Source organism: Clostridium carboxidivorans P7, assembly GCF_001038625.1.
GTDB classification, from domain to species: domain Bacteria; phylum Bacillota; class Clostridia; order Clostridiales; family Clostridiaceae; genus Clostridium_AM; species Clostridium_AM carboxidivorans.
This window is the reverse complement of sequence record NZ_CP011803.1, coordinates 943,695-969,247: the sequence shown is the minus strand read 5'-3', so window position 1 is coordinate 969,247 and position 25,553 is coordinate 943,695. Positions and strand designations below refer to the sequence as shown.

24 protein-coding genes are annotated in these 25,553 nt (G+C 29.1%); 5 read left to right on the top strand and 19 right to left on the bottom strand.

Annotated elements, in window-relative coordinates; genetic code table 11:
- Positions 1-2: 2 nt before the first annotated feature.
- The 4 genes from Ccar_RS04185 to Ccar_RS04170 form a co-directional block, all read right to left on the bottom strand.
- A complete protein-coding gene (locus tag Ccar_RS04185; RefSeq protein ID WP_007064585.1) occupies positions 3-4,055 on the bottom strand; it encodes a TIGR02680 family protein in 4,053 nt (1,350 codons plus the stop codon).
- Positions 4,056-4,128: 73 nt separating this feature from the next.
- A complete protein-coding gene (locus Ccar_RS04180; protein ID WP_007061915.1) occupies positions 4,129-5,259 on the bottom strand; it encodes a TIGR02678 family protein in 1,131 nt (376 codons plus the stop codon).
- A 255-nt stretch (positions 5,260-5,514) separates the two neighbouring features.
- Positions 5,515-6,996: a TIGR02677 family protein gene (locus tag Ccar_RS04175; RefSeq protein ID WP_007061916.1), complete on the bottom strand. Its 1,482-nt coding sequence runs from the start codon at positions 6,994-6,996 to the stop codon at positions 5,515-5,517.
- A gap of 124 nt (positions 6,997-7,120) precedes the next feature.
- On the bottom strand, positions 7,121-7,942 hold the full coding sequence (locus Ccar_RS04170) for a HEPN domain-containing protein (protein ID WP_007061917.1): 822 nt from the start codon (positions 7,940-7,942) through the stop codon (positions 7,121-7,123).
- A gap of 185 nt (positions 7,943-8,127) precedes the next feature.
- Here Ccar_RS04170 and Ccar_RS04165 point away from each other — a divergent pair, with 185 nt between their 5' ends.
- The 3 genes from Ccar_RS04165 to Ccar_RS04155 all read left to right on the top strand — a co-directional run bounded on the left by Ccar_RS04165 (position 8,128) and on the right by Ccar_RS04155 (position 10,682).
- Positions 8,128-8,424, top strand: a complete 297-nt coding sequence (locus Ccar_RS04165; RefSeq protein ID WP_007061918.1) for a hypothetical protein — start codon at positions 8,128-8,130, stop codon at positions 8,422-8,424.
- A 291-nt stretch (positions 8,425-8,715) separates the two neighbouring features.
- Positions 8,716-8,904: a BlaI/MecI/CopY family transcriptional regulator gene (locus tag Ccar_RS04160; protein WP_007061919.1), complete on the top strand. Its 189-nt coding sequence runs from the start codon at positions 8,716-8,718 to the stop codon at positions 8,902-8,904.
- A gap of 5 nt (positions 8,905-8,909) precedes the next feature.
- Positions 8,910-10,682: a M56 family metallopeptidase gene (locus Ccar_RS04155; RefSeq protein WP_007064583.1), complete on the top strand. Its 1,773-nt coding sequence runs from the start codon at positions 8,910-8,912 to the stop codon at positions 10,680-10,682.
- 95 nt (positions 10,683-10,777) lie between these two features.
- On the opposite strand, the gene Ccar_RS04150 is transcribed toward Ccar_RS04155, so the two are convergent.
- The 4 genes from Ccar_RS04150 to Ccar_RS04130 all read right to left on the bottom strand — a co-directional run bounded on the left by Ccar_RS04150 (position 10,778) and on the right by Ccar_RS04130 (position 15,660).
- Positions 10,778-11,509 carry a TerC family protein gene (locus Ccar_RS04150; protein ID WP_007064582.1) on the bottom strand — a complete coding sequence of 244 codons (732 nt, stop codon included), beginning with the start codon at positions 11,507-11,509 and terminating at the stop codon, positions 10,778-10,780.
- Between the two features lie 740 nt (positions 11,510-12,249).
- Complete coding sequence (locus Ccar_RS04140) at positions 12,250-13,365, bottom strand: amidase domain-containing protein (RefSeq protein ID WP_007064247.1); 1,116 nt, start codon at positions 13,363-13,365, stop codon at positions 12,250-12,252.
- 398 nt (positions 13,366-13,763) lie between these two features.
- Entirely contained in the window at positions 13,764-14,594 is an 831-nt protein-coding gene (locus Ccar_RS04135; protein WP_007064263.1) for a TerC/Alx family metal homeostasis membrane protein, read from the bottom strand.
- Positions 14,595-14,931: 337 nt separating this feature from the next.
- Positions 14,932-15,660, bottom strand: a complete 729-nt coding sequence (locus Ccar_RS04130; RefSeq protein WP_007064262.1) for a J domain-containing protein — start codon at positions 15,658-15,660, stop codon at positions 14,932-14,934.
- A gap of 265 nt (positions 15,661-15,925) precedes the next feature.
- Between Ccar_RS04130 and Ccar_RS04125 the strand changes: the two genes are divergently transcribed.
- A complete protein-coding gene (locus Ccar_RS04125) occupies positions 15,926-16,471 on the top strand; it encodes a hypothetical protein (RefSeq protein WP_007064261.1) in 546 nt (181 codons plus the stop codon).
- 93 nt (positions 16,472-16,564) lie between these two features.
- Here Ccar_RS04125 and Ccar_RS04120 read toward each other — a convergent pair whose 3' ends face one another.
- The 4 genes from Ccar_RS04120 to Ccar_RS04105 all read right to left on the bottom strand — a co-directional run bounded on the left by Ccar_RS04120 (position 16,565) and on the right by Ccar_RS04105 (position 19,464).
- Complete coding sequence (locus Ccar_RS04120) at positions 16,565-17,965, bottom strand: L,D-transpeptidase family protein (RefSeq protein ID WP_007060386.1); 1,401 nt, start codon at positions 17,963-17,965, stop codon at positions 16,565-16,567.
- A 178-nt stretch (positions 17,966-18,143) separates the two neighbouring features.
- The gene (msrB, locus tag Ccar_RS04115) at positions 18,144-18,617 is read right to left on the bottom strand and encodes a peptide-methionine (R)-S-oxide reductase MsrB (RefSeq protein ID WP_007060387.1); all 474 of its coding nucleotides are present in this window, start codon (positions 18,615-18,617) and stop codon (positions 18,144-18,146) included.
- A 108-nt stretch (positions 18,618-18,725) separates the two neighbouring features.
- Complete coding sequence (locus tag Ccar_RS04110; RefSeq protein ID WP_007060388.1) at positions 18,726-19,013, bottom strand: putative quinol monooxygenase; 288 nt, start codon at positions 19,011-19,013, stop codon at positions 18,726-18,728.
- A 91-nt stretch (positions 19,014-19,104) separates the two neighbouring features.
- Entirely contained in the window at positions 19,105-19,464 is a 360-nt protein-coding gene (locus tag Ccar_RS04105) for a winged helix-turn-helix transcriptional regulator (protein ID WP_007060389.1), read from the bottom strand.
- Positions 19,465-19,603: 139 nt separating this feature from the next.
- On the opposite strand from Ccar_RS04105, the gene Ccar_RS04100 reads away from it, so the two are divergent.
- Positions 19,604-20,134 (top strand): nitroreductase family protein, encoded by a 531-nt coding sequence (locus Ccar_RS04100; protein WP_007060390.1) that lies wholly within the window; start codon positions 19,604-19,606, stop codon positions 20,132-20,134.
- Between the two features lie 298 nt (positions 20,135-20,432).
- Here the strand turns inward: Ccar_RS04100 and Ccar_RS04095 are convergent, their stop codons facing one another.
- From Ccar_RS04095 to Ccar_RS04065, 7 genes are all read right to left on the bottom strand, one after another.
- Complete coding sequence (locus Ccar_RS04095) at positions 20,433-21,557, bottom strand: aldo/keto reductase (RefSeq protein WP_007060391.1); 1,125 nt, start codon at positions 21,555-21,557, stop codon at positions 20,433-20,435.
- 69 nt (positions 21,558-21,626) lie between these two features.
- On the bottom strand, positions 21,627-22,127 hold the full coding sequence (locus Ccar_RS04090; protein WP_237737319.1) for a flavodoxin: 501 nt from the start codon (positions 22,125-22,127) through the stop codon (positions 21,627-21,629).
- 14 nt (positions 22,128-22,141) lie between these two features.
- Positions 22,142-22,678 (bottom strand): flavodoxin family protein, encoded by a 537-nt coding sequence (locus Ccar_RS04085; protein WP_007060393.1) that lies wholly within the window; start codon positions 22,676-22,678, stop codon positions 22,142-22,144.
- A gap of 306 nt (positions 22,679-22,984) precedes the next feature.
- On the bottom strand, positions 22,985-23,392 hold the full coding sequence (locus tag Ccar_RS04080) for a MerR family transcriptional regulator (RefSeq protein WP_007060394.1): 408 nt from the start codon (positions 23,390-23,392) through the stop codon (positions 22,985-22,987).
- A 225-nt stretch (positions 23,393-23,617) separates the two neighbouring features.
- Positions 23,618-24,394 carry a hypothetical protein gene (locus Ccar_RS04075; protein ID WP_007060395.1) on the bottom strand — a complete coding sequence of 259 codons (777 nt, stop codon included), beginning with the start codon at positions 24,392-24,394 and terminating at the stop codon, positions 23,618-23,620.
- Entirely contained in the window at positions 24,387-24,869 is a 483-nt protein-coding gene (locus Ccar_RS04070) for an RNA polymerase sigma factor (protein ID WP_007060396.1), read from the bottom strand. Before Ccar_RS04070 ends, Ccar_RS04075 begins: the two co-directional genes overlap by 8 nt.
- Before the next feature lie 304 nt (positions 24,870-25,173).
- A complete protein-coding gene (locus tag Ccar_RS04065; protein WP_007060397.1) occupies positions 25,174-25,524 on the bottom strand; it encodes a hypothetical protein in 351 nt (116 codons plus the stop codon).
- Positions 25,525-25,553: the final 29 nt, after the last annotated feature.

The window sequence follows — 25,553 nt, the reverse complement described above, 5'->3', positions numbered from 1 at the left end:
TCCTATATAACTATAACCTTTTCCTTTCCATTCCACTGAAATCTCTCAACTACAACAATATCATCTTCGTTATCTCTCGTTAATTCACAAATAGCCAATTCCTTTACCGTTTCATAATCTCCCCAAAGAACCTGAGAATTTAATACATAGTCTAAATTCATCTTTTCTAAAAGCTTAAACATATCACTTATATTATTTTCATCAACTCCTGCAAAAGCTTCATCTAAAGCTATAATTCTAGGACAATCCTTTTTATCCGCTCCATTATATTTTGCATTTACTGCTGCAAAAAGTGGAACATACATAGCCATAGCTTTTTCTCCACCAGAAAACTTAAAGAATTCATTATCTGTAAGCTCTTTCTTTCCTTCTAAAGGCTTTGTATAATAAAGCCTGAATTCATACCACTGCCTATAGTCTAAAATATCCTTTATAATACTTTGATAGTTTACTACTTCACCACTAGCTTCAAGATCCCTTTTTTGCTGCTTAAGCTTTTCTTTAAAATGTTTAGATAGTTTATCTATATCTTCTTCTGTTACTACAGCACCTCTTTCAAGAATGTTTACTAGGCTTGAAACATCCATTTGATTTTCACTATCTGCCTTTTTAGGAACCCATCTTAAACTAAATTTAAGCCCACTTGAAGTATTCATAGACTCCATTAAATCATTCATTTGATCTACCCATATCTTAGTTTGATATATCTTTCCAGTTATCTTAGTACTGATAGTATTTATCAAAGTTTCCTCAAAAATTTGTCTTTCCTTCTCACTGATAAATAACTTCTGTTCTTCTATGACTTCCCTTAAAAGATGAGTTAAATTATAAATGGAAACTTTCCCATTAAATCTAAGTACAATATCATATCTTTTTCCCTTCATATACAGCCTTTTCTTTTCCTCATCTTCTATATTTTCCTCTAGTTCAAAGATTTCCATATGCTTTAAATTGTACTCTCTCAAATCTCCCTCATATCTTTGTACGCTTTCAAAAAGCTCTCTTCCATAGGTTCTTTCATCTTTATTTTTGTCTTCCTTATAATTAGTAACCACATATTCAGCTTTTTCCTTTAAGGTATCTGCTGCATTTATCTCTACATAATTAAGTTCAATTTCTTTTAATAAGTTTTCTTCTAATATTTTGAGAAATTCTTTTTCCCTTTTTATTTTTATTTCCTTTTCCTTTTCTTTTTCCATATTGCTTTCAATCTTATTGGCTATAGTAGTTACTGCTTTGTTCATTTCACTACTTTTATAGGGATAGCTGTCTACTATGTGCTTAGCCTCTTCTATGGCTCTTTCTATTTCACTTAAATTAGCCTTTATAAGTACTTCCTGAAGCCCTTGTACCTTAATACTTTTATTCTTTATTTTTTTATCTAAGCTTGCTACATTCTGCCAAAGTCTATCCAAATCTTCCTTAAGATATTCTATTTGCTCATCTATTGATATTATTCTCAAGCTGCAGCTTTTAAACTTTTCTACACTAATTTCTATTTTACTTAAAGTTTTTCTATAATCTTCTGCAGCATCCAAGGCATCTTCAAAAGACTTTGAATTCTTTTCTAAGCTTATTTCACTTGTTTCTTCAAAAACTTTTACTTTAGCCTGTTCCAACCTCTTAATTAACTGAGCATATTTCTCCTTTAAAATAAGTAAGCTTTTCTCCTGACTTCTAACCTCATCTTCCTTTTCTTCAATAAGCTCCAGATTGGTTTTTAAATCCTCTTTAGAAGGAAAAGCTTCATACTCTTTTTGCAGAATAACCATTTTTTTCTCTAAATACTTTAAGCCATCTTCTAAAGAATCCACTTGCAGCCTTATGCTTTGGATTTCCTGAAGCTTTTCTTTTATTAAGGCTTCTCTATGTCTTTTTCTGCTTTCCTCTCCTATATATTTCAATTCATAATTGGAGGAAGTTTTTCCCTTTATAATACCTATGTTATAAATACCTTTGTTGTTTAAATATGTAGATGTTCCTTCTTCTACAGATATACTACTAAGCACTGCTTCTAATTCATCTTTATAAAGTGAAGCAAATTCCCCATGTTCTACTTTTAAAAATGATGAAAGATTATTGCTCTTCTTTTCCTCTCCAGCAAATAAATATCTATCCTTTGCAGTTATATTCATCAATTCATTTTTATATTTATTAGGTACTATCAAGGCATTTATCATACCCATATCTATTAAAGAACTTTCAATGAGCTTCTTTTCTTCTTCTGACAAGTTTTCTGTAAAATCAAAGGCTCTATATAGAGGTATGAAAGGTATTTTCTTCTCTTCAAGCTTTTCACGGCTAACCTTTACCTCCTCCTCCAATATAAACTCAGCTTCTTTTTCCTGCTCCAATATTTTTATCTGTTTTTCTAATTCTTTAATGCTTTCTAAAAAGCTTTTCCTTTTCTCATGAAGTCCTGTTTTCTCTACTAAAAGTTTTCCTCTAAAATTATTGTAAGCATCACTTATAATTGGCTTCAGGTTTTCCAAATCCCCTCTTTTTTCTATATCATTTACCAACTTAAATAGCTTTTGAAGCTCTTCATCCTTTAAAATGAGCTCATTATTATTTCCATTATAAATATTTATTTTTTCCATGTATTCTTCTTTAATATGGGTAAAATATTCATAGCTTTCTTTCAGTTCACTATTTAAGCCTTCTACAATTTTAGCTGTTTTGTCTCTTTCTAGTTCACATTCTTCTTTTTCAGATTTTATATCTTCATACGTCTTTATGAATTTAAAAGCATTTTCTAATTTTCTTTCTTCCTTATTTAAGCTTTCTTTTATAAATGTAAAATCATAGTCCTTTATACCCTTCAAAAGTTCCTTTTTTAATAAAGCACCTTCTTCAAAATTAAATTCTTCTCCATAGTCTTCTATGTCATCCAATTCTCTTATTATCTGTGATTCTATGTATTCTTCTTCTTTTTTTATTTCTTCTAGTTTGCCTTCCTTCTCTTTTAAATCTTTATTCTTTTTATCTAGGGAAGTTCTTAAAGCACTGACCTCTTTTTCTTCTTCACTTATCTCTATCTTTAAATTTTCAAGTTCATTTTTAGTAGCAAAAATATCATTTTTTATGAGTTTCTCATATTCCACTCTTGCTTTATCATATTTTTCTTTTAAGTTATCTGCTTCCTTCTTTTTTATATCTTTTTCATCTTTTAACTCCTCAATGTCAAGCAGCAAGCTTTCTCTTTCCTTTGTCAATGCCCTTACATAATCTTCTTTCTCCAAATAATCCTTAGACTTTGAAAAGAGTATATATTTATTATAATTATGAAAGCTTTCCTTAAGACTTTCCGCTGCCTTCAAGCTTTTTTCAAAGGACATAAGCTTCATGTTTAAAGAATCCATATTATCCATAGCCTCTGCCATAGGTCTTAAATCATCCTCTGATAAAGTCTTTTGAGAATTATTTAATATGTTATATATTTTAGTAGGCTTAAATTCTTTAGAAAGCTTTGGACTTCTTATTTCAATCAAAAGCTTTAAAAGTTCCTCATAATTTTCAATGTCACTGAAACCAAAAAGATGCTCATTTACCTTATACATGTATTCCTTTTGACTTTCAGTAAAGAAATTCCCCTCACCTAAGGAATTTTTAAACTGCTGCTTTGTAAGAGGATACTTTTCTCCTAAAACTTTATAAAGCTTAAAATCCTTATTTACTCTTCTTCCATCCTTTAAAATAAAATACCAAGAATCCATAGCTTTAGATTTTTGTGCTCTCATTCCCATTCCAATAGTTATATATAAGTTACTTTCAGGCTTTTTAAATTCTATATATAAATACCCTATCCTGTCCTCATGATTATCATGAAGAAGATAATTTTCCATTCTTCTTGCAGTAGAACCAAAAGGATCAAGCCTGCTGGGTGCTTTATTTCCATCTAAAAGCAGTGGAATAAAGCTCTGTGTTGTTACAGATTTTCCACTTCCATTGCTTCCTCTTAAAAGAATTTTCCCATTTAAAAGCTGAAATTCCTCTTCATCATAATACCAAAAATTAAAAAGGCCAAACTTATTTGCAATCCATCTTTCCTTCATTTCTTCCTCCATTTTGTTAAAGCAAAGCAGTATTATACAACAATACTAGCTTCTTAGTTATTTTTAGATATACCTAATTTTCCTCTGCTAAATAATCCTTTGGGTAATCACCTACAACCTTACCTAGTACTGGAAGTATCACTATAGAAGCTTCCCTTTCTTCTACCATAAGGAAATCCTTCATATAATTTAACAACACATCTATAAAATACTCATCCTTACTGTCTCTAAGTTCTTTTTTAAAGCCGCTTCCTTTTTTATTTCTTAACTCTAATAAAAGCTCATTAAAATTTTCCCTACTTAAAACTATCTCATCATTTAAATTTAAAACAAGCTTTCCTTCTTCAAGCTTTTCCCTTATAAGCTTTCCAAATAGAAGTATAGCTTCACTTTCTCCCTTCATACTTGGAAACAAATCACCTATTTTGTTATCATCACTTAAAACTATAAGAGCACCATTTTTATGTACATGTAAATCCCAGCCTAAATTATTTTCAAAATTCTCCTGAAGGCTGCTTCTAAATTTCTTTATGTAATCATAGTCACTATCTTCTGTTCCACCATTATAGACAACTGGTGATAAAAGCAATCTCCTATAAACCCTATTTCTTCTTAGCATTCCCTTATCCTGCTCCACTCCTTCAAAGTTGTGGTGCATAAGTTCTTCAAGACTTTCACATTCCATAATATCCTTTGAAAAGCTTCTCACTATATATCTTGAAATACCAGTACTTTCATAGAGTACATCTGCATTTTCATTACTGGAAAACTCATCTTCATCACCATCATTATTTTTCATAATTCCTAATTTTAATGCTAACTTTATAACCTTAACCAAGGATTTTCTATTACTGTATTTTGTCCAATCTATCTTTTCATTCTGGTATTGATTTGATATGTACTCTGTTACAAAGGACAATACAAATTGTTCTTCTTTATTTTTATCCTCTAAATACATTAAAAGTATCACAAAAAATATATACTCCTTTATATCAGTAAAGCCTTCTATACCCATCCAGCCTTCTGCCCTGCCTGGTATCTTTTCAAGCTTCACAAAATCCTCATGAAAAATCAAATTATAACCCAGTTTCTCAATTAAAAAATCCTTAAAATTATCATAATTATCTTTTATTTGATAATAAAGCTCCCTGTTTTTTTCCTTTAAAATAATATAATTTTCTAGTAGTGCTAAAAGTTCCTTCACGCTTTCACCTCCAAGTATTTTCAGAGGACAGTTGAAAGAGGACAGAGGACAATGAAGGTAAGTTTTCTTCTTTACGTCAGAAAACTAATTTATTTTTAAGGTTATACTAGTCGGCAATGTTTCGCTTTAGCGAAAGGAGTCATCAAAAATTTAATTAAAGATTTTTCGCAGCAGAGCGGAGAAAAATCCTCCTTCACTGTCCTCTGTCAATTGTCCTCTGTCCTCTAAAAATTCCGTCATATTATGCTTATCAGCTTATTTAAAAACAAGCGTATAGTCAGGCATTTTAAATTCACCATCATCACAATGCAGCGTTATATATTCTTTATTTTCATGCTGTACCACATTATAAATCTTGCCATATTCCGTTTTACCAATACCCTTTTTGTTATTTATTCCTTTGGAAAGCCATCTAAGCAAAATTCCCCTTTGATTTCTGGATATACTTCCTAGCTTAGAAAAAGTAATTTTATCATTTACTATTAAACCTTCTACTAACTTTTTTTCTTCTTCTCTTTTAGCTATTATTTTTCCAAGCCTTATCCTTTTTTCTACACTTCTATCCTTCACTGCAACTCTACTGGCAGTTTTCTCTCTATACTGCCTTATTCTAGGCTTTACTGTGACATAATAAGGTTTTTCCTCATATATACTGCTTTCTATGCTTTCCGTTTCCCTAACAGGATTTCCTTTAATATGCTTTGGTATAAAAACACCAAATACTACTGATGAAAGCTTATGAGCATCTTCTATAGTGCTGCACTTTGAAAAAAGCTCTGCAATTTTCTTATACTCTTCTTTTCTGTTGCCACTTATGTATCTCATCTCTGTAAGCTGCACTGCATATCTTGTGATTTTTCTTATTATTTCATTTGTGCTGTCTAAAAGCTGATCTGCCATAGAACTTTTGTGTCCTTCTCCTAAAAACCAGCTTTTAATACTGTAAAACCTACCTCTATTCTTTTCAATATAAAACTCTTCATTTAACTCTCCTTCCAATCTTGGAAGAGATTTTTCGTGCTCTAAAGATTTTTGTATTACAATTTCTATAGCGTTTTCATCTAACCTTTGCAAAAATTCTCGAATAGCACTTGCATTTACTTGCAGCCCCTTTATAAAATCTCTCAAATAGGATATGAAGTTTTCCTTAAAAATTAAGAATTGTGTAGTTTTCATCAATTCTTCACTTTTAGGTGAATAAAACTTACTTATATAATCTTGATAATTTTCATTTAAGATTTTAAAATCTCTGTTTAATCTCTTCCACCAATCATATACCTTAACATTTTCTTTTGAAGACATACTATTTATCTCTTTAAGTTCTTCTTTAAATCTTTCTACCAAAGTAGCCTCCAAGGACCCCCTGTTTTCCTCCTTTAGAGTTTCAAGTCTAATGAGCATCCTCTCTATTTCAACAGTATAAGGTGATACTTGATATTTATACTGCTTATTTTTAAATTCCTCCAGCGTTTTCATTTTTCTCGTATCATACATGGTGAGTAGATTCCCCCAATTCACCAGTACTTCTAGATCCTGCTTTAAAGTTTCCATATCATATTTCTTGAAATCCTCATACTTTATAAGCTCTTCATAAATTTGTTCTTTTAAAAGCCAAAAGTTCATTTTTTCATAGTTTTTAAACATTATTCTTATTATTGGCCTGTATCGCCAGGTATTATCTACAGATAGATATTTTGTTTCTACAATTTCCTTTTTTAATTTATTGTCTAAAAACATTTCATTTTCCCTTCTCTTTATTCTTATATTAATACACACATTGTAGCATATTGTGATTTTATAAAAAATATACTACGCACTATTTTCCCACATAAAGTAAAAATGTGATGAAATTCACCACATTTTATTTATCAGTTTCTATTTTCTTTATATACTCAATTATATTTTCTGCTATTCTTAATGATTCATGAACATCTTCTTTTTCTGCCACCAGTGGTTCCTCTGCTGGATATCTTGTTTCTATATAATAGGCATTTAGAAAAGCGCTATCTTTTAAGAATTTATTGAATTCTTTATCATACATTGAGGCAGTTTTACATAATTTAAATAAGTTATGTCCATTCTGCAGTATTCCAGTCTTGTATATTAAAAAACCTTTCATATACTTTTCTACTGCTTGTTGAAGATGAAAACATACAAGTCCCAAATCTCCATCATACTCATAAAGAATCTTTGCTCCTTTTAAATCTTTATTTCCCATTATAAACCATTCATTGTATTTTAATGTATCAACCATAAACAGAGTTCTTGGCATCAGATGGAGTTTTAACTTCACCTGATGCTTAGAAATCGTTATCCAGGGACGTAGCCGCTCTTTACTCCCGCTTGGAGAAGCAGGAGTATTAGAGCGGGTAGTCATCGGATAAATTTTCACTCCCGTTTTCTGGATTAAGCTAGCAAAGGATGCTGTGTCCGCTATATTTTTTTCCCATGAACTTTTTGTATATACTATAAAATCAATCTCTCTAGTACTTTCTATTTTCATGGTTAAATCTAAGAGTAACTCTCTCTTATCTTCAAAATCTAATACTATACATATATCTATATCACTATCTTTCCTTGCTCTTCCTCTAGCACATGAACCAAAAAGTATTATTTCATATGGATTATATAATTTAACTATTTGATTCTTTATTTTTTCAATTTCTTCTCTAAAAGGTATCATGAAATAAATCCTCTCTATATTATTTATCTTTAACTTTATTATAATTTATATAACATAATAGTTCAATTAAGGCAAGCACATATAAATATTTTGAAAATAAATACAATTATGGTATAATGTGTACAAGGGATAATATAGAATAAAATTCTATTAAAACATATTAGTAAATTTATAGGGGGATAATTATGTTGGAATTAACTAATTCTAAAAGATGGGGAATAGGAAGTTCATCATTAATAATTTCTATATTCTCTATTATGTTTTCATTTACTTTTTTTAATGGAAAATGTGTAGGAGAGCATATTTTAGGTGTACTTAAAATATCTTTTCCTGTAGCAATAATTTCTTTGATTTTATTTTGCATATCAATATTTATTGGACACAAATACGAAAACGATTATTTAGCTAAACCAGGAAAAGCATTATCCATAATATTCATCATTTTAATGATTATATCATCACTAGTGAGTTCATTTTTTTAAAAACTTATATAATTGAAAGGTAGTTCAAATAAGAATTGGACTACCTGTTTTAATACATGTTGATATTACTTAGTCTTCACCATCCTTTTTCCTCTTTTACTCTATTTAATCTTTCTATTTAGTTATCACTTAGGTTTTTCACTTTTCCAATAATTATTGATGAACTTAGCAAAACACAATTTCTGCATTTTTGGTTTTTTACAATTAATTCCAAAACAGTATTGACTTTCTAAGATTACGGTTGTAAACTAAAGTTATAAATTACTTTTGTAATCCAGGAGGTAAAGTTACATGTTTAAAATTCCAAAAATATCAGAAGATGAATCTATAAAATTAGAAAGTAATTCTTTTATCACCAAGGTATTCAATGGTTCTATTAAATCTATGCTTCTAACCTTTGTTGAATCAAATGAAATATCTAAAAAAGACATAGAAGAATTAAAAAAAATACTAAACCAACCAAATAAAATGAAAGGTTGATATATATGGATTTTACAAGTATCTTTCAAATGATTGTACTCTCATCCTTCATTGGCAGTATACTAGTACTAGTGTTACTAGTTATTAAAAGAGTATTTAAAAACAATTTAAATTCTACCTTTCATTATTATGTATGGATGATATTAATTCTAAAATTAATGATTCCTTTTGGACCTCAACCTCACTTAATTTTTCCCAATATTCACAAAAGCATTTATATACAAACTAATACAAATGAAAATGCACAAAAAACACAAATCAAATCTCCTGTGAAGCTTGAAAATGAAAATATAAATTATTCAACACTAGCAAATACTATTCATTTTCAAAATAAAAGTAATACTAACACCGTTGTTAATATCTTTTCAAAAAACAGTTCTACTATTGAAAATGGACTATGTTTTTTATGGATTCTTGTAATTATATTACTAACAGGAATATTAGTTCTTGGCTATAAAAAACTGAAAGAAATTGTTAGTGTTTCTATAAAAGATATAAACTACTCTCACAAAAAAATTCTACATGATTGTAAAAATGTTATGAACATAAGATCCCACTTAGGATTGTTCTATTCTTCTCAAATTAGCAGTCCTTCCTTATGTGGATTCATTAAACCAAAGATATTAATTCCAATTACTGTTGCAGATAATATTGGTGATGAAGAATTTAAATACATCATAATGCATGAGCTATGCCACTTCAAAAATAAAGACATAATAATAAATTCACTTATAACTCTGCTATCAGTTATATATTGGTTTAATCCAGTCTTGCTATATGGCTTTCAAAAAATCAGGGAGAATTGCGAAATTTATTGCGATTATCAAGTAATCTCTAATTTAAGCCAAGGTGAAAATATACAATATGGAAACACAATAATAAGAGTATTAAAGTTAATTGGAAAAAATAAGAGACTTATTGGAACTACACCAATGGTTATGAATAGTTCTGAAATAAAAAGGAGGATTATTATGATTTCAAGATATAAAAAGCCAAGTATTAAGAACATATTGCTGGGAGGCATAGTTATAACTATCATAGGCGGATTAAGCATTACAGTGAACACTTCAAGTATTGGTTTATGTAACAATTCTAAAGCTGCAGAGATACATGAAAAAGCATCAGAAATTACTACTAAAAGCAACATTAGCAGTATATCTAATGACAAGCTATCAGATAGCATAAAATCGCTGCAAATCAATAAGTCAAATACTATAGTACCATTTTCAGCTGATATAGTTATTTATAATAGTCATCCTGATGAAGATTATAAATTAGCATCTAGTATAAAAGTAAGTGAACTAGGTGCCTTAATCAATGATAAACTTGTAAAAGAAGGCTTAAATAGCAAATTTCTTTCATGCACCGCACCTAAAGAGTATGCAAAATCCTACTGTAATTCACGTGACTTGATAAAAACAAATGTAAAAAATTACCCTAATACAGTTCTTATAGATATACATGGAATTATAGGTTTATCCGAAGCAGAGGCAGATAAAGCTAAAACCATAACCTTTGTATTTGCTAAAGAAAGTCCATACTATAAGGACAACTTTAAGTTTGCTAATTGTATAGTAGATAACATTAAACGTTCGAGTAAAATTCAAACAAATATGATCTACTTTAATAAGGGAAACACTTACTTCAACCAAGATTTATCTAACAAATCAGTACTTATTGAGATTGGAAATGATTTTTCAACCGAAAAAGATATTAAAGCTTGCATAGATGCCCTCGTTTTAGCAATAAAGAATACTCAAAAACTCTCATCTAAATAACAAAATCAATTAATAAAGCAATTAAGGCAAGCACCTTGATGATGCTTGCCTCAATTATTTTCTTTCCAGCTTCCCAATATAATCTACTCTTTTCCTTAAGAGTTAACTGGTGATTGCTGTTTTTTTACAATATAAATTCCATAAATTATAGTTAATAATGCTGCTCCATAGCTTATTATTTGTACTACAACAGGAGCTACTAAATTTATTGTTAACCTATCTTCAAAAATCATTTTGAAGGATGTATGAGCAAGTATTGCAGCACCTATATAAGTAACTATAGGATATTTATTCATAAGTTTTGCTACCAATTGACTTCCAAAGAATATAATTGGTACATTTAAAATCAATCCCAATATTATAAGTACTATACTTCCATCTGCCAAGCTTGCTATTGCAAGAACATTATCTAAACTCATAGTAATATCTGCTACAACTATACTAAATACAGCTCTCATAAATTTATTTGAAGCATGTATATTTGTATCTTCTATACTTGATTCCACTGCACATTCTTCACTTAATTTAGGTTTATTTTCTTCATTTGATTCAGGCTTTATGAAATCATAAGTGATTTTTACTAACAGAAGCCCACCTATAAGACGTATAGGAAGCCATTGTATGGCCAAAATATATACTAAAAAGCATGCAAATATAATTCTTAACAGCATTGCTGCAAATATTCCTATAAAGGATGCAAATTTTGCATGCTTTGGAGGTAAATTTCTAGTAGCTAGTGCAATAACACCTATGTTATCACCACTTAAAACTAAGTCCATAACAGTAATTTGAAAAGCCTTCATCATAAAGAGGCTTAAATCTGGCATATTGTTATCCCCTTCCGTAATTTCTAATTCTACATTAAATAATTGCTTAATATCTAATACTAGTTTATCATAAATCTCATGCAATGCAACATTCATAATCCCATATTATAGTTATTGTGCATACTGTAAATAGTCATAAATACCACATTCTTCATTATTCTCATACTATCTTTAATAATCCTTAATAATGTTTATAAAGATACATACTACTTTCTCAAATCATGAATTCTGCAATATAGCCTAAATATACTATAGTAAAATGTTCTTGTATTGAATAACACAAATTGAATGGTAATATAACACATATAAGTAAATGCACCTTTTCTGAACTGCTGCATATAATAATATAGTAGTCAATTACTATGGAGGTATATACATGTATTATAACTATGACACTGATGAAAACTATTATTCACCTTACTCATACATGCCATTTTATTCAATGATGGATGATGATATGATGGATTATGGTATGACCCGTCAGCGACCTCAGCATTACCCTCCACAACGTCCCCGTCCTCAACGTTGTGGTCCTAATGGATGGTGGATTCCTGGACATTGGGAACGCCGCTGGGTACCGGGACATTGTGAGTATAGAAGACCTAGATAAGAAGTACATTATAAACCTTAATTAAAGACAAAATTAAAAGATATGCATTTTAAAAAAGAGCAAAGGTTAAATGACACCTTTGCTCTTTTACTTTCAAGGAAAAATAAATATATTTTTATAATTTCGCATATTAATAATTTACATGGATCAACCAAAACTTTATATTTTTATTACTCCACCCAAGATCCCATGGTACTCTGTTCCTATCTGTATTATGACAGCTAATTAAAGGATATCCTTTTGAATCAACACCTGTTACAACTGAAATATGTTTAATATCACCTTTTTTTTCATAAGCAATAAAATCTCCTGGAAGCAGCTTATAAGAATCCTTATATACCTTCTCATAGTTTCCATATGCAATAACAGATGCCCTACCACTATGAAGCATATATGCTTTAAATCCATCAGCATTTAACCAAGCTCGGGTTGCTCCGATATTATCGTAATTCCAAGCAGAATTTTTTCTAAATCCTCCTCCCTCAAATAGTATTTGGGATGCAAAATTAGCACAATCTCCTCCCATGGGATTATAATCTCTATACTTTTTATTATATTTAAATCCATATACTTCATCATTAGCTGCTCCACTATATTGATCAGCATATTCTACAGCCTTTATTCTCCTTTCACTTATATTAGAAATATCCCTTGATGTTTGTGATGATATATATTGTCTAATGGAATCCGCTTTTAAGCTATCTAAATTTAGAGAATCTGCAAAGGGGTCTTCATACCATTCTTTTGTAATTAACCACACTCCATCTTTGTTAACAATATTTAACAAATGGTGCATTCCTATTCTAGATGTATTTACTAATTGCGGCTCATTTTCATATATATATTTATATTCCATTGAACATAACAAACTTACTGTATATTTGTCCTCCTTGCCTTTAATACTTTTAATTAATATTTTAGATAAAATGTCAGTAAACTTAACTCCTTGCTTTTCTTCCCAACTTTCAATATAGTTTATCTTCTTTTTTTCATGTTCATAAGCCCAAACTCCATACTTAGTACTTTTATCATAAATAGGCTCTATCATTTGTAAATTTTTATCTAATATAGCTTTATTTCTATTTTGAAAAATTTTTTCTATAGAACTTGCAATTTCTTCTTTAGAATCAATATTACTACCTAATACTTGAGTAGTATGACTTATATATATCAGTAAAGATACAATAATTAATATTACAATTCTTACAACCATGGATTTATGTTTATTTATCATATAGAATTTCATATTCTAATTCTCCTTTATCTCTTAATGCAAAATATATAATAAATTAATATAAAAAACTATATTTCTACCTCTCTTGTAAAAAAAAGATAAGGAAAATATAAATCTTACTCTAGAATTTTAACCTAGTGTAAGATTTATATTAAATTTGTGTATTTGTTATATTGTTTTTATTACAATTGAGAATAGAGGATGCTTTTAGTTTATACTATTTTAAAATAATTATTACTAAAGTTATATGAAAATATTTAATAAAGTATTTTCATTCAACTTTTATTTTAAAAGCCTGCACCTAAAACAGGTACAGGCTTCATGTAATTGAGCGTGTGGGTTAGTTCAATGAACCCACTTATAATTTATACATAAATATAAAAAATTATTCTCTTAATTTATTAATAATGTCACGATTTAACCTTTTTTCCTCTATTGATAATTATAGAAACTAAAACACTTATTACCAATATAGAAATGATAACAAGAATAGATACTGCCACAGGTATATGATATTTAAATGATATTCCAAGCTTTATACCAGTAAATATAAGTACTACTCCTACTCCATACTTAACATATTCAAAGGTACTATGTAACTTTTCTAAAAGAAAGTACAAATTTCTAAGTCCTAATATTGCAAGAATGTTTGAGCTATATATAATAAATGGATTAGTTGTTATTGCAAATATTGCTGGAATTGAATCTATTGCAAAAATTATATCTGAACCTTCTATTAAAAATAGCAGTGCAAATAATGGAGTGGCATGTAGTACATTATCTATCCTAACAAAAAATTTTTCTTCATGAAGTTCTTCTGTAACTGGTATCATCTTTTTCAGGAGCTTAATTAATTTACTATCTTCATAAGATACATCTTCTTCTTTATTTAATACAATTTTAACACCACTTATAATAAGCAATACTCCAAATATGTACAGTACCCATTTAAAACTATTTACAATGGCAATCCCTAATATTACAAATACAAGCCTTAATATAATAGCACCAATAATTCCATAGTTCAAAACCCTTTTTTGGTATTTAGAACCTATTCCAAAACTTGAGAAAATTAACAAAAACAAAAATAAATTATCAACGCTAAGGCTGAGCTCAATAATATAACCTCCAAGAAATTCTAATGCTTTTTCAGGACCCATGTAATACCATATACCTAAATTAATAATAAGAGCTATAAAAGTAATCAGTAGAAACTTTATTAAATGTTTTTTAGTAGACATTTTTTACCTCCCTTGTAAAAAAGATTTGAAACATTTTTATAACACAATATTAACTTATATCAATGTTATATTATATCAATGTTATATTATATATACTTAAAATCCTTTTTCTTATTTTAAATTTAATTTAAAATAAGAAAAAGAATTAAAACAAATCATTAAAATTAATACAATTAAATAAAAAAACATATAAAAAAGAATGTAGTTAGGTTTTATTCAAACAAATCTACTACATTCTTTTTATTTCATGAGTTGTTTTTAACAGTTCTGAATATATTTTATTTCTAAATATATTAAATTTTTCAAATTCATCTCTGTTTAGTACATTTTTATCTAGTTAATTAAACAATCTATGAATTAATGCACTAGGAGCTTGAACTTCTTCCGTTAGGTACTCCAATTGGCTAACTTTTTCCGAATATATTTCATCTTGTTTCGATGTATCATCTATCTGTATATTGTGATGAGAATATACTTTTTTATCATGATTTTCAGAATGATCATCTGAATAATTTACATGTTTACCATCAATACCGGCTTTCATTCTATCCATTTGTACTATGTTTGTACTTATATCCCTCTGAATTTTATGAATTGAAGTATAATCGCTGCTAACTAACATTCTTTCTACAGCTCCATATATTAATAAAATTGCTATAATACTTGCTATAACAATATTCCTTTTATTTAACTTTAAAAATCTGCTTATTTTAATCTTTTCTTTTTTTGTACCTTCTTTTCTAATTTCTTCTGACATATAAGAATTATACGCATTATTAACATTACTAATATTACTGCTGTCAATATTAATATTATTAATGGTATCTTTCATGTATGAATCATAAATTACATTGTATTTTGTTCTGCTTTCTACATTGTTTAATATGTTGTATGCTTCATTTATATCCTTCATCTTTTCATTTGCTTCATTTAAGTTACTATTCAAATTTAAGTCTGGATGATATTTCTTTGCTAAAGCCTTATAAGACATGGTAATTACTTCTTGTGAAGCATTTCTATCTACTTGCAATATTTTATAATAATCTTTAAAGCTATCTCTGTTCATATTTTACTCCTTTTCCTACACTAGAATAATATGTATATAATGTGCTTTTAATTTAGTTAATAGCTTAATAATATATTAGAAATGTTACACTAGTATAACAAAATTGTGTCAAAACTGTGTATATATTATTAAAACTTTTTTATGATAACTATTTTGATAAAATCCATACCTTTTTGTATATAAGTAACATATTATTACTTTAATAATATACTGTAATATAAAATAATTTACGCATGACAAAGAATTACAAAGCGAGGTATTTGTTATGAATAAGCTACACAAGAATTACCATTGTGGCATAGATGTAAGTAAATTAAAGTTTATTGGAAAAGGCAGTCAAGGTAAAGTATATTTCTTGCCGCCAGACAAAGTAATAAAAGTTTTTTTCAATGATTATTCCTTCAAAGATCAAATTCATATTTTGAAGTGTGCACAAGAAAGTAGGTTTTTTACTAAGATATATAATTATGATGACGACTCTATAATTATGGATTATGTACCTGGACCTAATCTTAAGGAATACTTGAAAAATAATTCTTTAGATGAAAAGATAGCATTTGAATTAGTAGAATTAATATACAATTTTGAACTACTAGGATTTACAAGATTAAATATTCGTTCTCCTCATATTTTTGTACAAGCCGATAAATCTATTAAAGTAATAGATCCTAGAAAAAACTTTGAAATTGTTGAAAAATATCCTGTAAGTATACTAAAAACATTAAAGAAATTTGGATATTTAAATATATTCTTTAGACTAATAAAAAATAAATACCCTGACAAATATTCTAAATGGAAAAAATTGCATTAAATTAGGTAGAGTTATTAATTTAACTCTACCTCCTAAAAAATAGTCCAGACTTTTATAACATATACAATTGATTTAAAAATGCTATTTCTATCTTCATTCCTGTTCTTCATAACAAATAATAGGAGTTCCTTCTTCTATATTATCAAAAATTGCTTTAGCCAAGTCTAACGGAACATTTACACAGCCATGAGTTCCATTTCTCTTATATATATCTCCTCCAAAAGAATATCTCCAGGTTGCATCATGTATTCCTATGTTTCCAAAAAAAGGCATCCAATAACTTACTTCAGTTTCATAATTTAGCCCACTTAAAGTTGCTCCATTTTGTTTATAATTAAGCATATAAGTACCAAGCACAGTAGAGCATCCTCTATTAGGATCTCCAGTTACTATATCACCTTCAGATATAAGCCTTCCATTTTTATAAAACCATAAATGCTGTCTTGTTATATTAACTTCTACATAAGTTTTTCCTATTTCATCTTCACCTCTGGGTAAAGATTTTTGAATATATATAGGTTCTTTTTCTAGAGTTTCACCAAACCTTATGTTTTCTAACAACACTTTTGTTTCAGCAGTACAATTGATTTTCCATCCGTAAAGCCCACCTTCAACTTCTACTATTTTTCCTATAGATGTTTTAAATTTTCTTGCTATTCCAACTGTATCATACTTTTTTGCTAATCCCTGCACATATTTATCAACTGCTTTTTCATCTATTACTGTTTCTAAATTTTCATCAACACTAAGCCACTCATTTATAATATTCCCATCTAATATTTCATTTTTATTTTCAAATATATAAGTGATTTTTGTTGATACATACTTATTTAGTAAATCCTTAGTTTTAGAAACTTTATTAGAATTTAGAGTGTACTTTGGGTTTTCATAACAGAATTCTTTGTTTAAATCTAATTTTGTTTTTCCTTCTAGTATACTCATTTTTATAGCTTCATTCATTTTACCTTTATTTATCTTATTTCCATATACTTCTTTAATGACCTTATAAGAACCATTTGAATATTTAAAATTCACATTGTGAGGTTCTATAATAGCTTTATTCAAACAATTTAATTTATTTATCTTATTTTCCAAGCTGTCTTGATTATAAATAAACAAATCATTTACATAATATTTTTGATTTTTAAATAAAGAAATAACCCATTTAAATGAACTTTTCTTGTGACAAATTTTAAAAACATTGTTTGTTTCATTGTATTTCAGCCCTATATCTTGTCCTACTATTTCTTCTATTTGCCCATTTCTCTCTACTAGCTGAAGTTTATAATTTCTAGTATAATTTCTAATTATATTATTAGCATCATCATATGACTTTAATGAGACATCTGCTCCATTTATTACTGTATTGAAAAAGAAATGATTAGTAAAATATACTGAAATAAGTAAATATATCAGTATAATTGAAAATATCAGAATAGCAATATTTGCTTTATCTTTACTTTTGAAGAACTTTTTCACATTAATATTTCTCATATGAATTTATACCTTTCATAAAAAATACAAGCATATTTTAAATATAATAACTAATTTAAAATATGCTTGTATTTTTGATTTTAAAACTAAATATATGGATGTTAATTTTAAATATACAAAAAGCATCTATTTATAATGCTATTGCAAATATTGCTAGGATTAAATTTATCGCAAAAAATTATATATGATTCTTATGGTTATTATCCTCTACCAAAGAAATGTATTCCTCATATCCTTCTTCTTTCATTTTATCAAATGGAATAAACTTTAAGGCAGCAGAATTGATACAATACCTTAATCCTCCTTCTTCTGTAGGACCATCATTAAAAACATGGCCAAGATGAGAATCAGCATTCTTGCTTCTAACTTCAATTCTATGCATATTATGACTAAAATCAGCCTTTTCTTTTATAAACTTTCTACTTATAGGCTTTGAAAATGCAGGCCAGCCGCAGCCAGAATTAAATTTATGAGCAGAAGCAAATAGTGGTTCACCAGAAACAATATCAACATATATGCCCTTTTCAAAATGGTTGTCGTAAGTATTATTAAAAGGCCTCTCTGTTGCGTTTTCTTGAGTAACCTTATACTGAAGTTCATCAAGCTTTTCCTTTAATTCTTCTTTACTTGGCTTTTTATAGTTTTGTGACATAAAATCACTCCTTTTATATCTTTGTTTCCTATTATAAAGCATTCTTTGATTTTTATCCGATCGCTACCATTGCTAATTCTATATAATCATATTATAGCTTTCTTTAATCTAAGAAACAGGAATATATGTAGCTCTGTCTCTTGGCTTTGAAAACCACTTTTCTACTGTACTTATCCATTTCTTAAAGTGATCAGTTTCCATATGTTTATTTACATCATCTTCTGATTTATAAACTTCATAAAGCAAAAATTTTGATGAATCATCTTTGCACCTAAAAAAGTCAAAACCTATAATTCCTGCTTCTTTTAATGAATTATTTTGATTTTCTTTAGTTGCTTCAATAAACTCCTCTATATGCTTCTTGTTAACATAAAGTGTTACACTTTTTACTATCATAGTTATCTTCTCCTTACAACATATTATTTAAAAGAACAGTTATTATTCAAAGTAAACGATCAATTTTAATCCTAAACAACTCCTTTATAATTTAACTGTTATAATTATTCCACCAAACAGCTATATCATAGAATAGAGGCAAAAGACTTTTTCCATAATCAGTTAGAGAATATTCCACTCTTAAAGGCATTTCATTGTATTGAACTCTTTTAACTAATTTATCATTTTCCAGTTCATGTAATGAACTGGAAAGCATTGTATTGGTTATTCCTGATATCTCTCTTTTCAATTCATTAAAACGACTTACTTCATTTTTTAGCAATTGAGATAAAATCCTCAGTTTCCATCTACCTCCAATTATCTCCAATGTACATTTTACAGGACATTCCTCATTACTTTCTGATTTTTTGAGTATATTCAAGTACTCATCCAATTCTTGTTTGCTGGCCATTTTGATCCCTCCCTGGTACGAAAAATAGTACCTGATAACAAAATTCTGCGTACTTGTTAGTATAAAACAGTGCAAGTATAATAATTATACCAAGTATATTTACTTGAGTAAATGATGTGTTGAAAAGGAGATAATAACTATGGAAATGATGAAAGTAATAGCAATGCGTAAGTCTACAAGAAGTTATAAACCTGAACAAATCAGTGATGAATCTTTAAACAATATAATTAGCGCTGGATGTGCTGCACCAGTAGGTAATGGAGCTTATGATACAATTCATATAACAGTCATCCAAAATTCTAATCTACTAAATAAGATAGCAAAAACTGCTGCAAATATGTTTGGGGCTCCAAATTCTAATCCATTATATGGTGCACCAACATTAATAATAGTTTCAGGCATACCAAATGAACAATTTCCTAATGTTGAAATTGCTAATGCAGCTTGTATAATAGAAAATATGACTCTTGCTGCGACAGATGCTGGCATAGGAAGTGTATATATTTTAGGAGCCTTATGTGCATTTAATGCAGATAAAGAGTTACTTAAAGAACTAGATTTGCCTGAAGGCTTTGTTCCTATTTCTGGTATTGCACTAGGATATCCAACTGAACCACTAGCACAAGAAAGAGAATTAAAACAAAATATAAAAATTAATACAATTATATAGATAATAAGATTTTTAATTTATATATTTAATGCAAAAATATTAGAATACAATATTTTTGAGAGGACAGTGTAGGATGTTTTTTCTCTGTTACACTACAAAAAATCTTTAATTAAATTTTAAATTGCTCGTTTCACTAAAGTGAAACATTGATGACTTATATAAATTTAAAGCTTGTTTTGCGTTAACAAAACAAGCTTTAAAAATAAATTAGTTTTCTGACATAAGGAAGAAAACTCACCTCCATTGTCATCTCAAAAAAGTTGCGTCGTATCATGCTCAACCTGCAAAAGTTAAATACTTACTTCTTAGCAAAAGCATTATTAACTTTTACTAGTTCTTTCCTAATTGCAATATGCTGCGGACAAACTTCCTCACACTTACCACACTTGATACATTCGCATGCACTTTTCTTACCATGTCCACTAACTAACCAGTTTTCCTGTGTCCTTGCTGATTCTTCATTTTTGTATAATGTAAGATAATTCATTGCCGTAAAAGAGCCTGAAATACCAATGTTGTTTGGACAGACTTTTGCACAATAGTTGCAAGATGTACATGGAATTAATGGAATATTATTTAAAACCTTTTGTGCCTCCTGTAAAGTGTCCCTTTCCAACTTTGATAAGGATGTAAAATTCTTCATATAAGATAGGTTATCTTCCATCTGCTCTCTGTTACTCATTCCTGACAAAACTGTAATTACTCCATCCAAACTTGCAGCAAAACGAATTGCCCATGATGCATAAGAAGCCTTTTCATTTGCCTTTTTAAAAACCTCTTTCACTGGTTCTGGTGGATTTGCAAGCATACCACCTTTTACTGGCTCCATAATCACAACTGGCTTTCCATACTTTCTTGCAACTTCATAACATGCTTTTGATTGAACGGATGGACTCTCCCAATCTGCATAATTAATCTGTAACTGCACGAACTCCATTTCAGGGTGCTTGTTCAAAATATCTTCTAATTCTTCCGGTGTGGAATGGAATGAAAAACCTATATGCTTGATCATGCCTTCCTTCTTCTTATCCTGCACAAAACTCCACATATCAAAGTCATCAAAAAACTTTGTACGATGCTCTCCAAGATTATGTAACAGATAAAAATCAAAATATCCTGCTCCTGTCTGTTTTAAAGAAGTTTCAAACTGGTCAATTGCTTCTTCCCTTGTCTTGCAGTTGATCCATGCTGCATTCTTAGTTGCCAACTGAAATTTTTCTCTTGGATAACGTTCCACAAGTGCCTGACGGATTGCATCTTCGCTGCCAGGATAAGCCCATGCTGTATCAAAATAGGTAAATCCCTCTAAAAGGAATCGGTCTACCATATCTTTCACCTGCTTAATATCGATGATTTCACCTTCTTTTGGCAAACGCATCAATCCAAAACCTAACTTTTTAATTTGTTCACCTAAATATTCCATTATTTTTCTCTCCTCTATTCTTTACTTTGCCTTATAATAATTTACCAATGATGCCCCCAATATAGCCTACTAGATAACTGAGATTTTATGCAGCCATGCTGATATTTGGGCCTGTGTGTCTCCTGCCGAGCCACTACCGTACACATCAAAACCGTCTAACACTGCTGCTCCAGGACAAAGCTTGGCAATATCTTTTATGACCTGTGCCTGACCGCCGCCGCCATGAGTACAAAAAGGCACTATGGTTTTTCCTGACCAATCATGATCGGACAAGAACGTCGCAATGGGAGGTGCTATAGTACTCCACCAGTTGGGAGAACCAACAAATACAGTATCATAAACTTCAATGCTGTCAAGGTTCGTTTTAAGAACTGGTTTATAACCAGCTTTAATTTCTTTCTTTGCCTGTTCCACAACCATGTTATAGGAATTAGAATAGGAAACTTCTGGTTGTACTTCAAAAGTAATCCCTCCAACAATATTATGAATAAGATTTGCTATTATGCCAGTATTTCCTGAATGTGTGAAATATGCAATAAGTATATTTTTAGACATATTAATTACCTCCAATCATAATTATTTCATTATACTAAGGCTTTACCCATCTCATACGCCTGCTGTAAATAACCTGTCTCTTCAATGCTTTCTCTTGTGGGACATCCTTTTGCAAACAATACACCTGTATCTTTCCAATTCAAATAGCGAAGGATAGCTTCATAGGTTTTTTGGAGCCCTTCCATAGTTCCATCATCTGCTCCATAGGCAGCTGCAAAAATCATAGCTTTTTTATTTCCTGACAGTTTTGCATTATTTGCATGGAATCTATCAACTACAGCTTTAATTTGCGCAGACATGGTGTAATAGTAAATCGGAGTTACAAATACTACAACATCTGATTCAAATAGTTTTTCATTGAGTTCACGCATGGAGTCCTTATATACACATTCAGATTTATGGCTTTCACAATATCCACATGAAAGACACGGTTTTACATCCTGAAATGCTGCATCAAAACGATATACATCGTGTCCAGCTTCTGTAGCTCCTGCAATGAAGTTATCTGCCAATAAAGCAGTGGTACCTTTCTTATGTGGACTTCCTGTTATTACTGTTATCTTCATAAATATTTTTCTCCTTTAAACATATTTATCTATATCATTTTTCCTGATATATTGACTATAAACCCTTAAGTTAACTCAAAGTCAAGTACTTTTTTAAATTTTCTTCATAAAAAACATTACAAAAATCCTCCTTATGATCGCATTGTAGGAGGATATGATAAAAGGTATTCTATAGATTCCACTAAACCGCAGATGAAATTCCACGAGCTATCAGCAAAAATACCTATTTTTTCGCAATCTCCTGTATCTATACAAATCATAAAGAGGAATTTACTTTAATACCTTTCAGTATTGGTACTTATTATATTATTTCTCTTTGTGTTTACTTGTTTTCCACTCTTTTATTAATTCTTTGGTAACAGATTCACATTTCTTGTCATAATTATCCAGCTTATAATTAATAGCATCCAAACTTTCCTGTATCCCACTCATTTTTTCTTCCAAATTTTCTTTCGTCTCTAAGAGAATTTCCCTCCTGGCTTCCTTTGTTGCTTCGCCCTTTAAAGCTAATTGAATGTATTCAGTAATTGAATCTAACGGCATTCCTGCTCTTTTAAAGTGCATAGCAAATTCTATCCAATGTAATGACATTTCATCATAATTTCTGATTCCAGATGCAGTTCTTGGAACTTCAGGAATTAAACCTATTCTTTCATAGTAACGAAGATTATCAATAGAAATACCCGTTATCCTTGCAGCTTCTTTTATGTTCATATATGGTTCCTCCCAGAAATATATATATTTTCACAACTATTATCTTTAAATATTTGCAATATATAATTATAAGCCCTGAAGCAAACTTAAGGTCAAGTAAATATTTGCGAAAATAATTAAAATATTTATCATATCTGAAGAACTGAATAAAGAAAGCCATAATGACCTTAAAATTCATTATGGCTAATGCTTTATATACAAAATCTAACTATCCAAGAACTCTATTTATTTGGTACTTATAACCTGTTGCGCCATTTTAACTAATTCATCTTTTGATGCATTAGAATCAATTCCTAAGAAAGAATAGTAAATTCCATCTTGCATCCAATTTAAAGATTGAACTTGAGAGATTTTTTCCTTATCAGAATCAGATCCAAAGCTAAATACATATTTACCAGATAATTTATCCTTTTTATCTTGTTCTGTCATTTTATAATTTTCTGGCTCAAATTTGTCAGCATATGAACAATAATATAAATCTATACCATTATAATTAGCAACAACAGTCTCCTTCTTTGATCTTTCACCTAACCTTCCATTTTCTATATAAAGATTTAATTTATCATTTCCTTTTGAATAAGTAAAATCAAGTGATTTTGTTTTTCCTGCAAAATTGCCTTTATCATCAGTTCCTTTATTATTTACAATACTTCCATCTACAAAAGTATATCCGTTATCAAATTTATTAACTAATTTAGGATTAGATTTAAAATCCTTCTTCACTTGTTCTACTGTAGGTATAGTAGTATATGTTGGTTTACTACTTGAACTTGAAGTTATAGAAGTTACTTTTCCTGCAGCAAATACAGTTGTTCCTATTACCATAGTAGCTACTAATGCACCTATAATTTTTTTCCTAATTGATCCTTTTTTGAACATTTTAACATTTTCCATTTTATCAATCTCCTTTTTATCTGGTAAACTATTTAACGTTGCACTTACCTTATTTTTAAAACTTTCAGGTGTATCTGGAAAGACTCTATTCCAATCATAATTACTCATAAATTGCCTCCATATTCTCTAACTTTATTTTTAATAATTTTCGTCCTTTTGCCAATCTACTTTTTACAGTTCCTGAAGGTATTTCTAAAATCTGTTTAATTTCTTCTACTGAATATCCTTCTACATAATAAAGAACAATTGTAACACGAATACGTTCTGGTAAATTGCGAATGGCAAAATATAATTCACTATAGTCCTTTCTATCCTCAGCCTTAGCAGACTCAAAGTATTCTTCATAAGGTACCTCGGGGTACTCTTTGCGTTTTAAATCATAGCATTCATTTATGAGTATCCTAATCAACCATGTTTTAAAATATTGTTCTTTTTTAAGTGTATCTATTTTATCATAGGCTTTTAAAATTGCCCCTTGAACTGCATCCTCACAATCTTGATCATGAGTCAAAATTGATTTAGATACATGATATAAAGTAGATTCAGCTTCAAGGACATTAGCTATAAATGTTTCTTTATTCAATTGACTTCCTACCTTTCTTTGCAAACTGTAGCGCTACTTTTTTGCTTTACACTAATTAGATGGATATATATACTAAATGGTTCATTTTATTTTCACTTAAATTTAAATTTTTTTATAATCTGTAAAACTAACTTTATTTTCATTATACTTTAACACAATGCTATAAATTGAATTTTGTAAATTAATTACAAAATAAAGATACCATAAAATCCATTTCTGAATAATATGATATCTTAAAAAGTTTATTAAATATAACAAGCAGTTATGAACAACTCCTTTTAAAACTTTACTGTAAAAATACATGTTAAAGAAAATAATTTTTTAAATTCATTACAAATTTATTTTTAAGTTCAATTTCTATCTCCTTGACATAATGTGTATCCACATCTTCATCAATTTTAACACTACAAATATCATCTATATTTATACAAATGGTAGGAGTAGAATCATTATCTTCATCTTGAAAATCCAGCAAAGCTTCTTCTTCACAATTTTTAAAGAAATTATAATCAAATTTTTCATATAGCTGATTTGTCATTATGTCCTCATTAGTATCTATTGTAATTTGTTTTCCTTTAAATGCTTGTAATGCCTTGTCTAGTCTTGACCTCATTTCATTTTGTTCTTCTGACAATATCTTACCTGCTTCTTCCATGGTTATCTCCTCCTGTAAAAGTATAATTC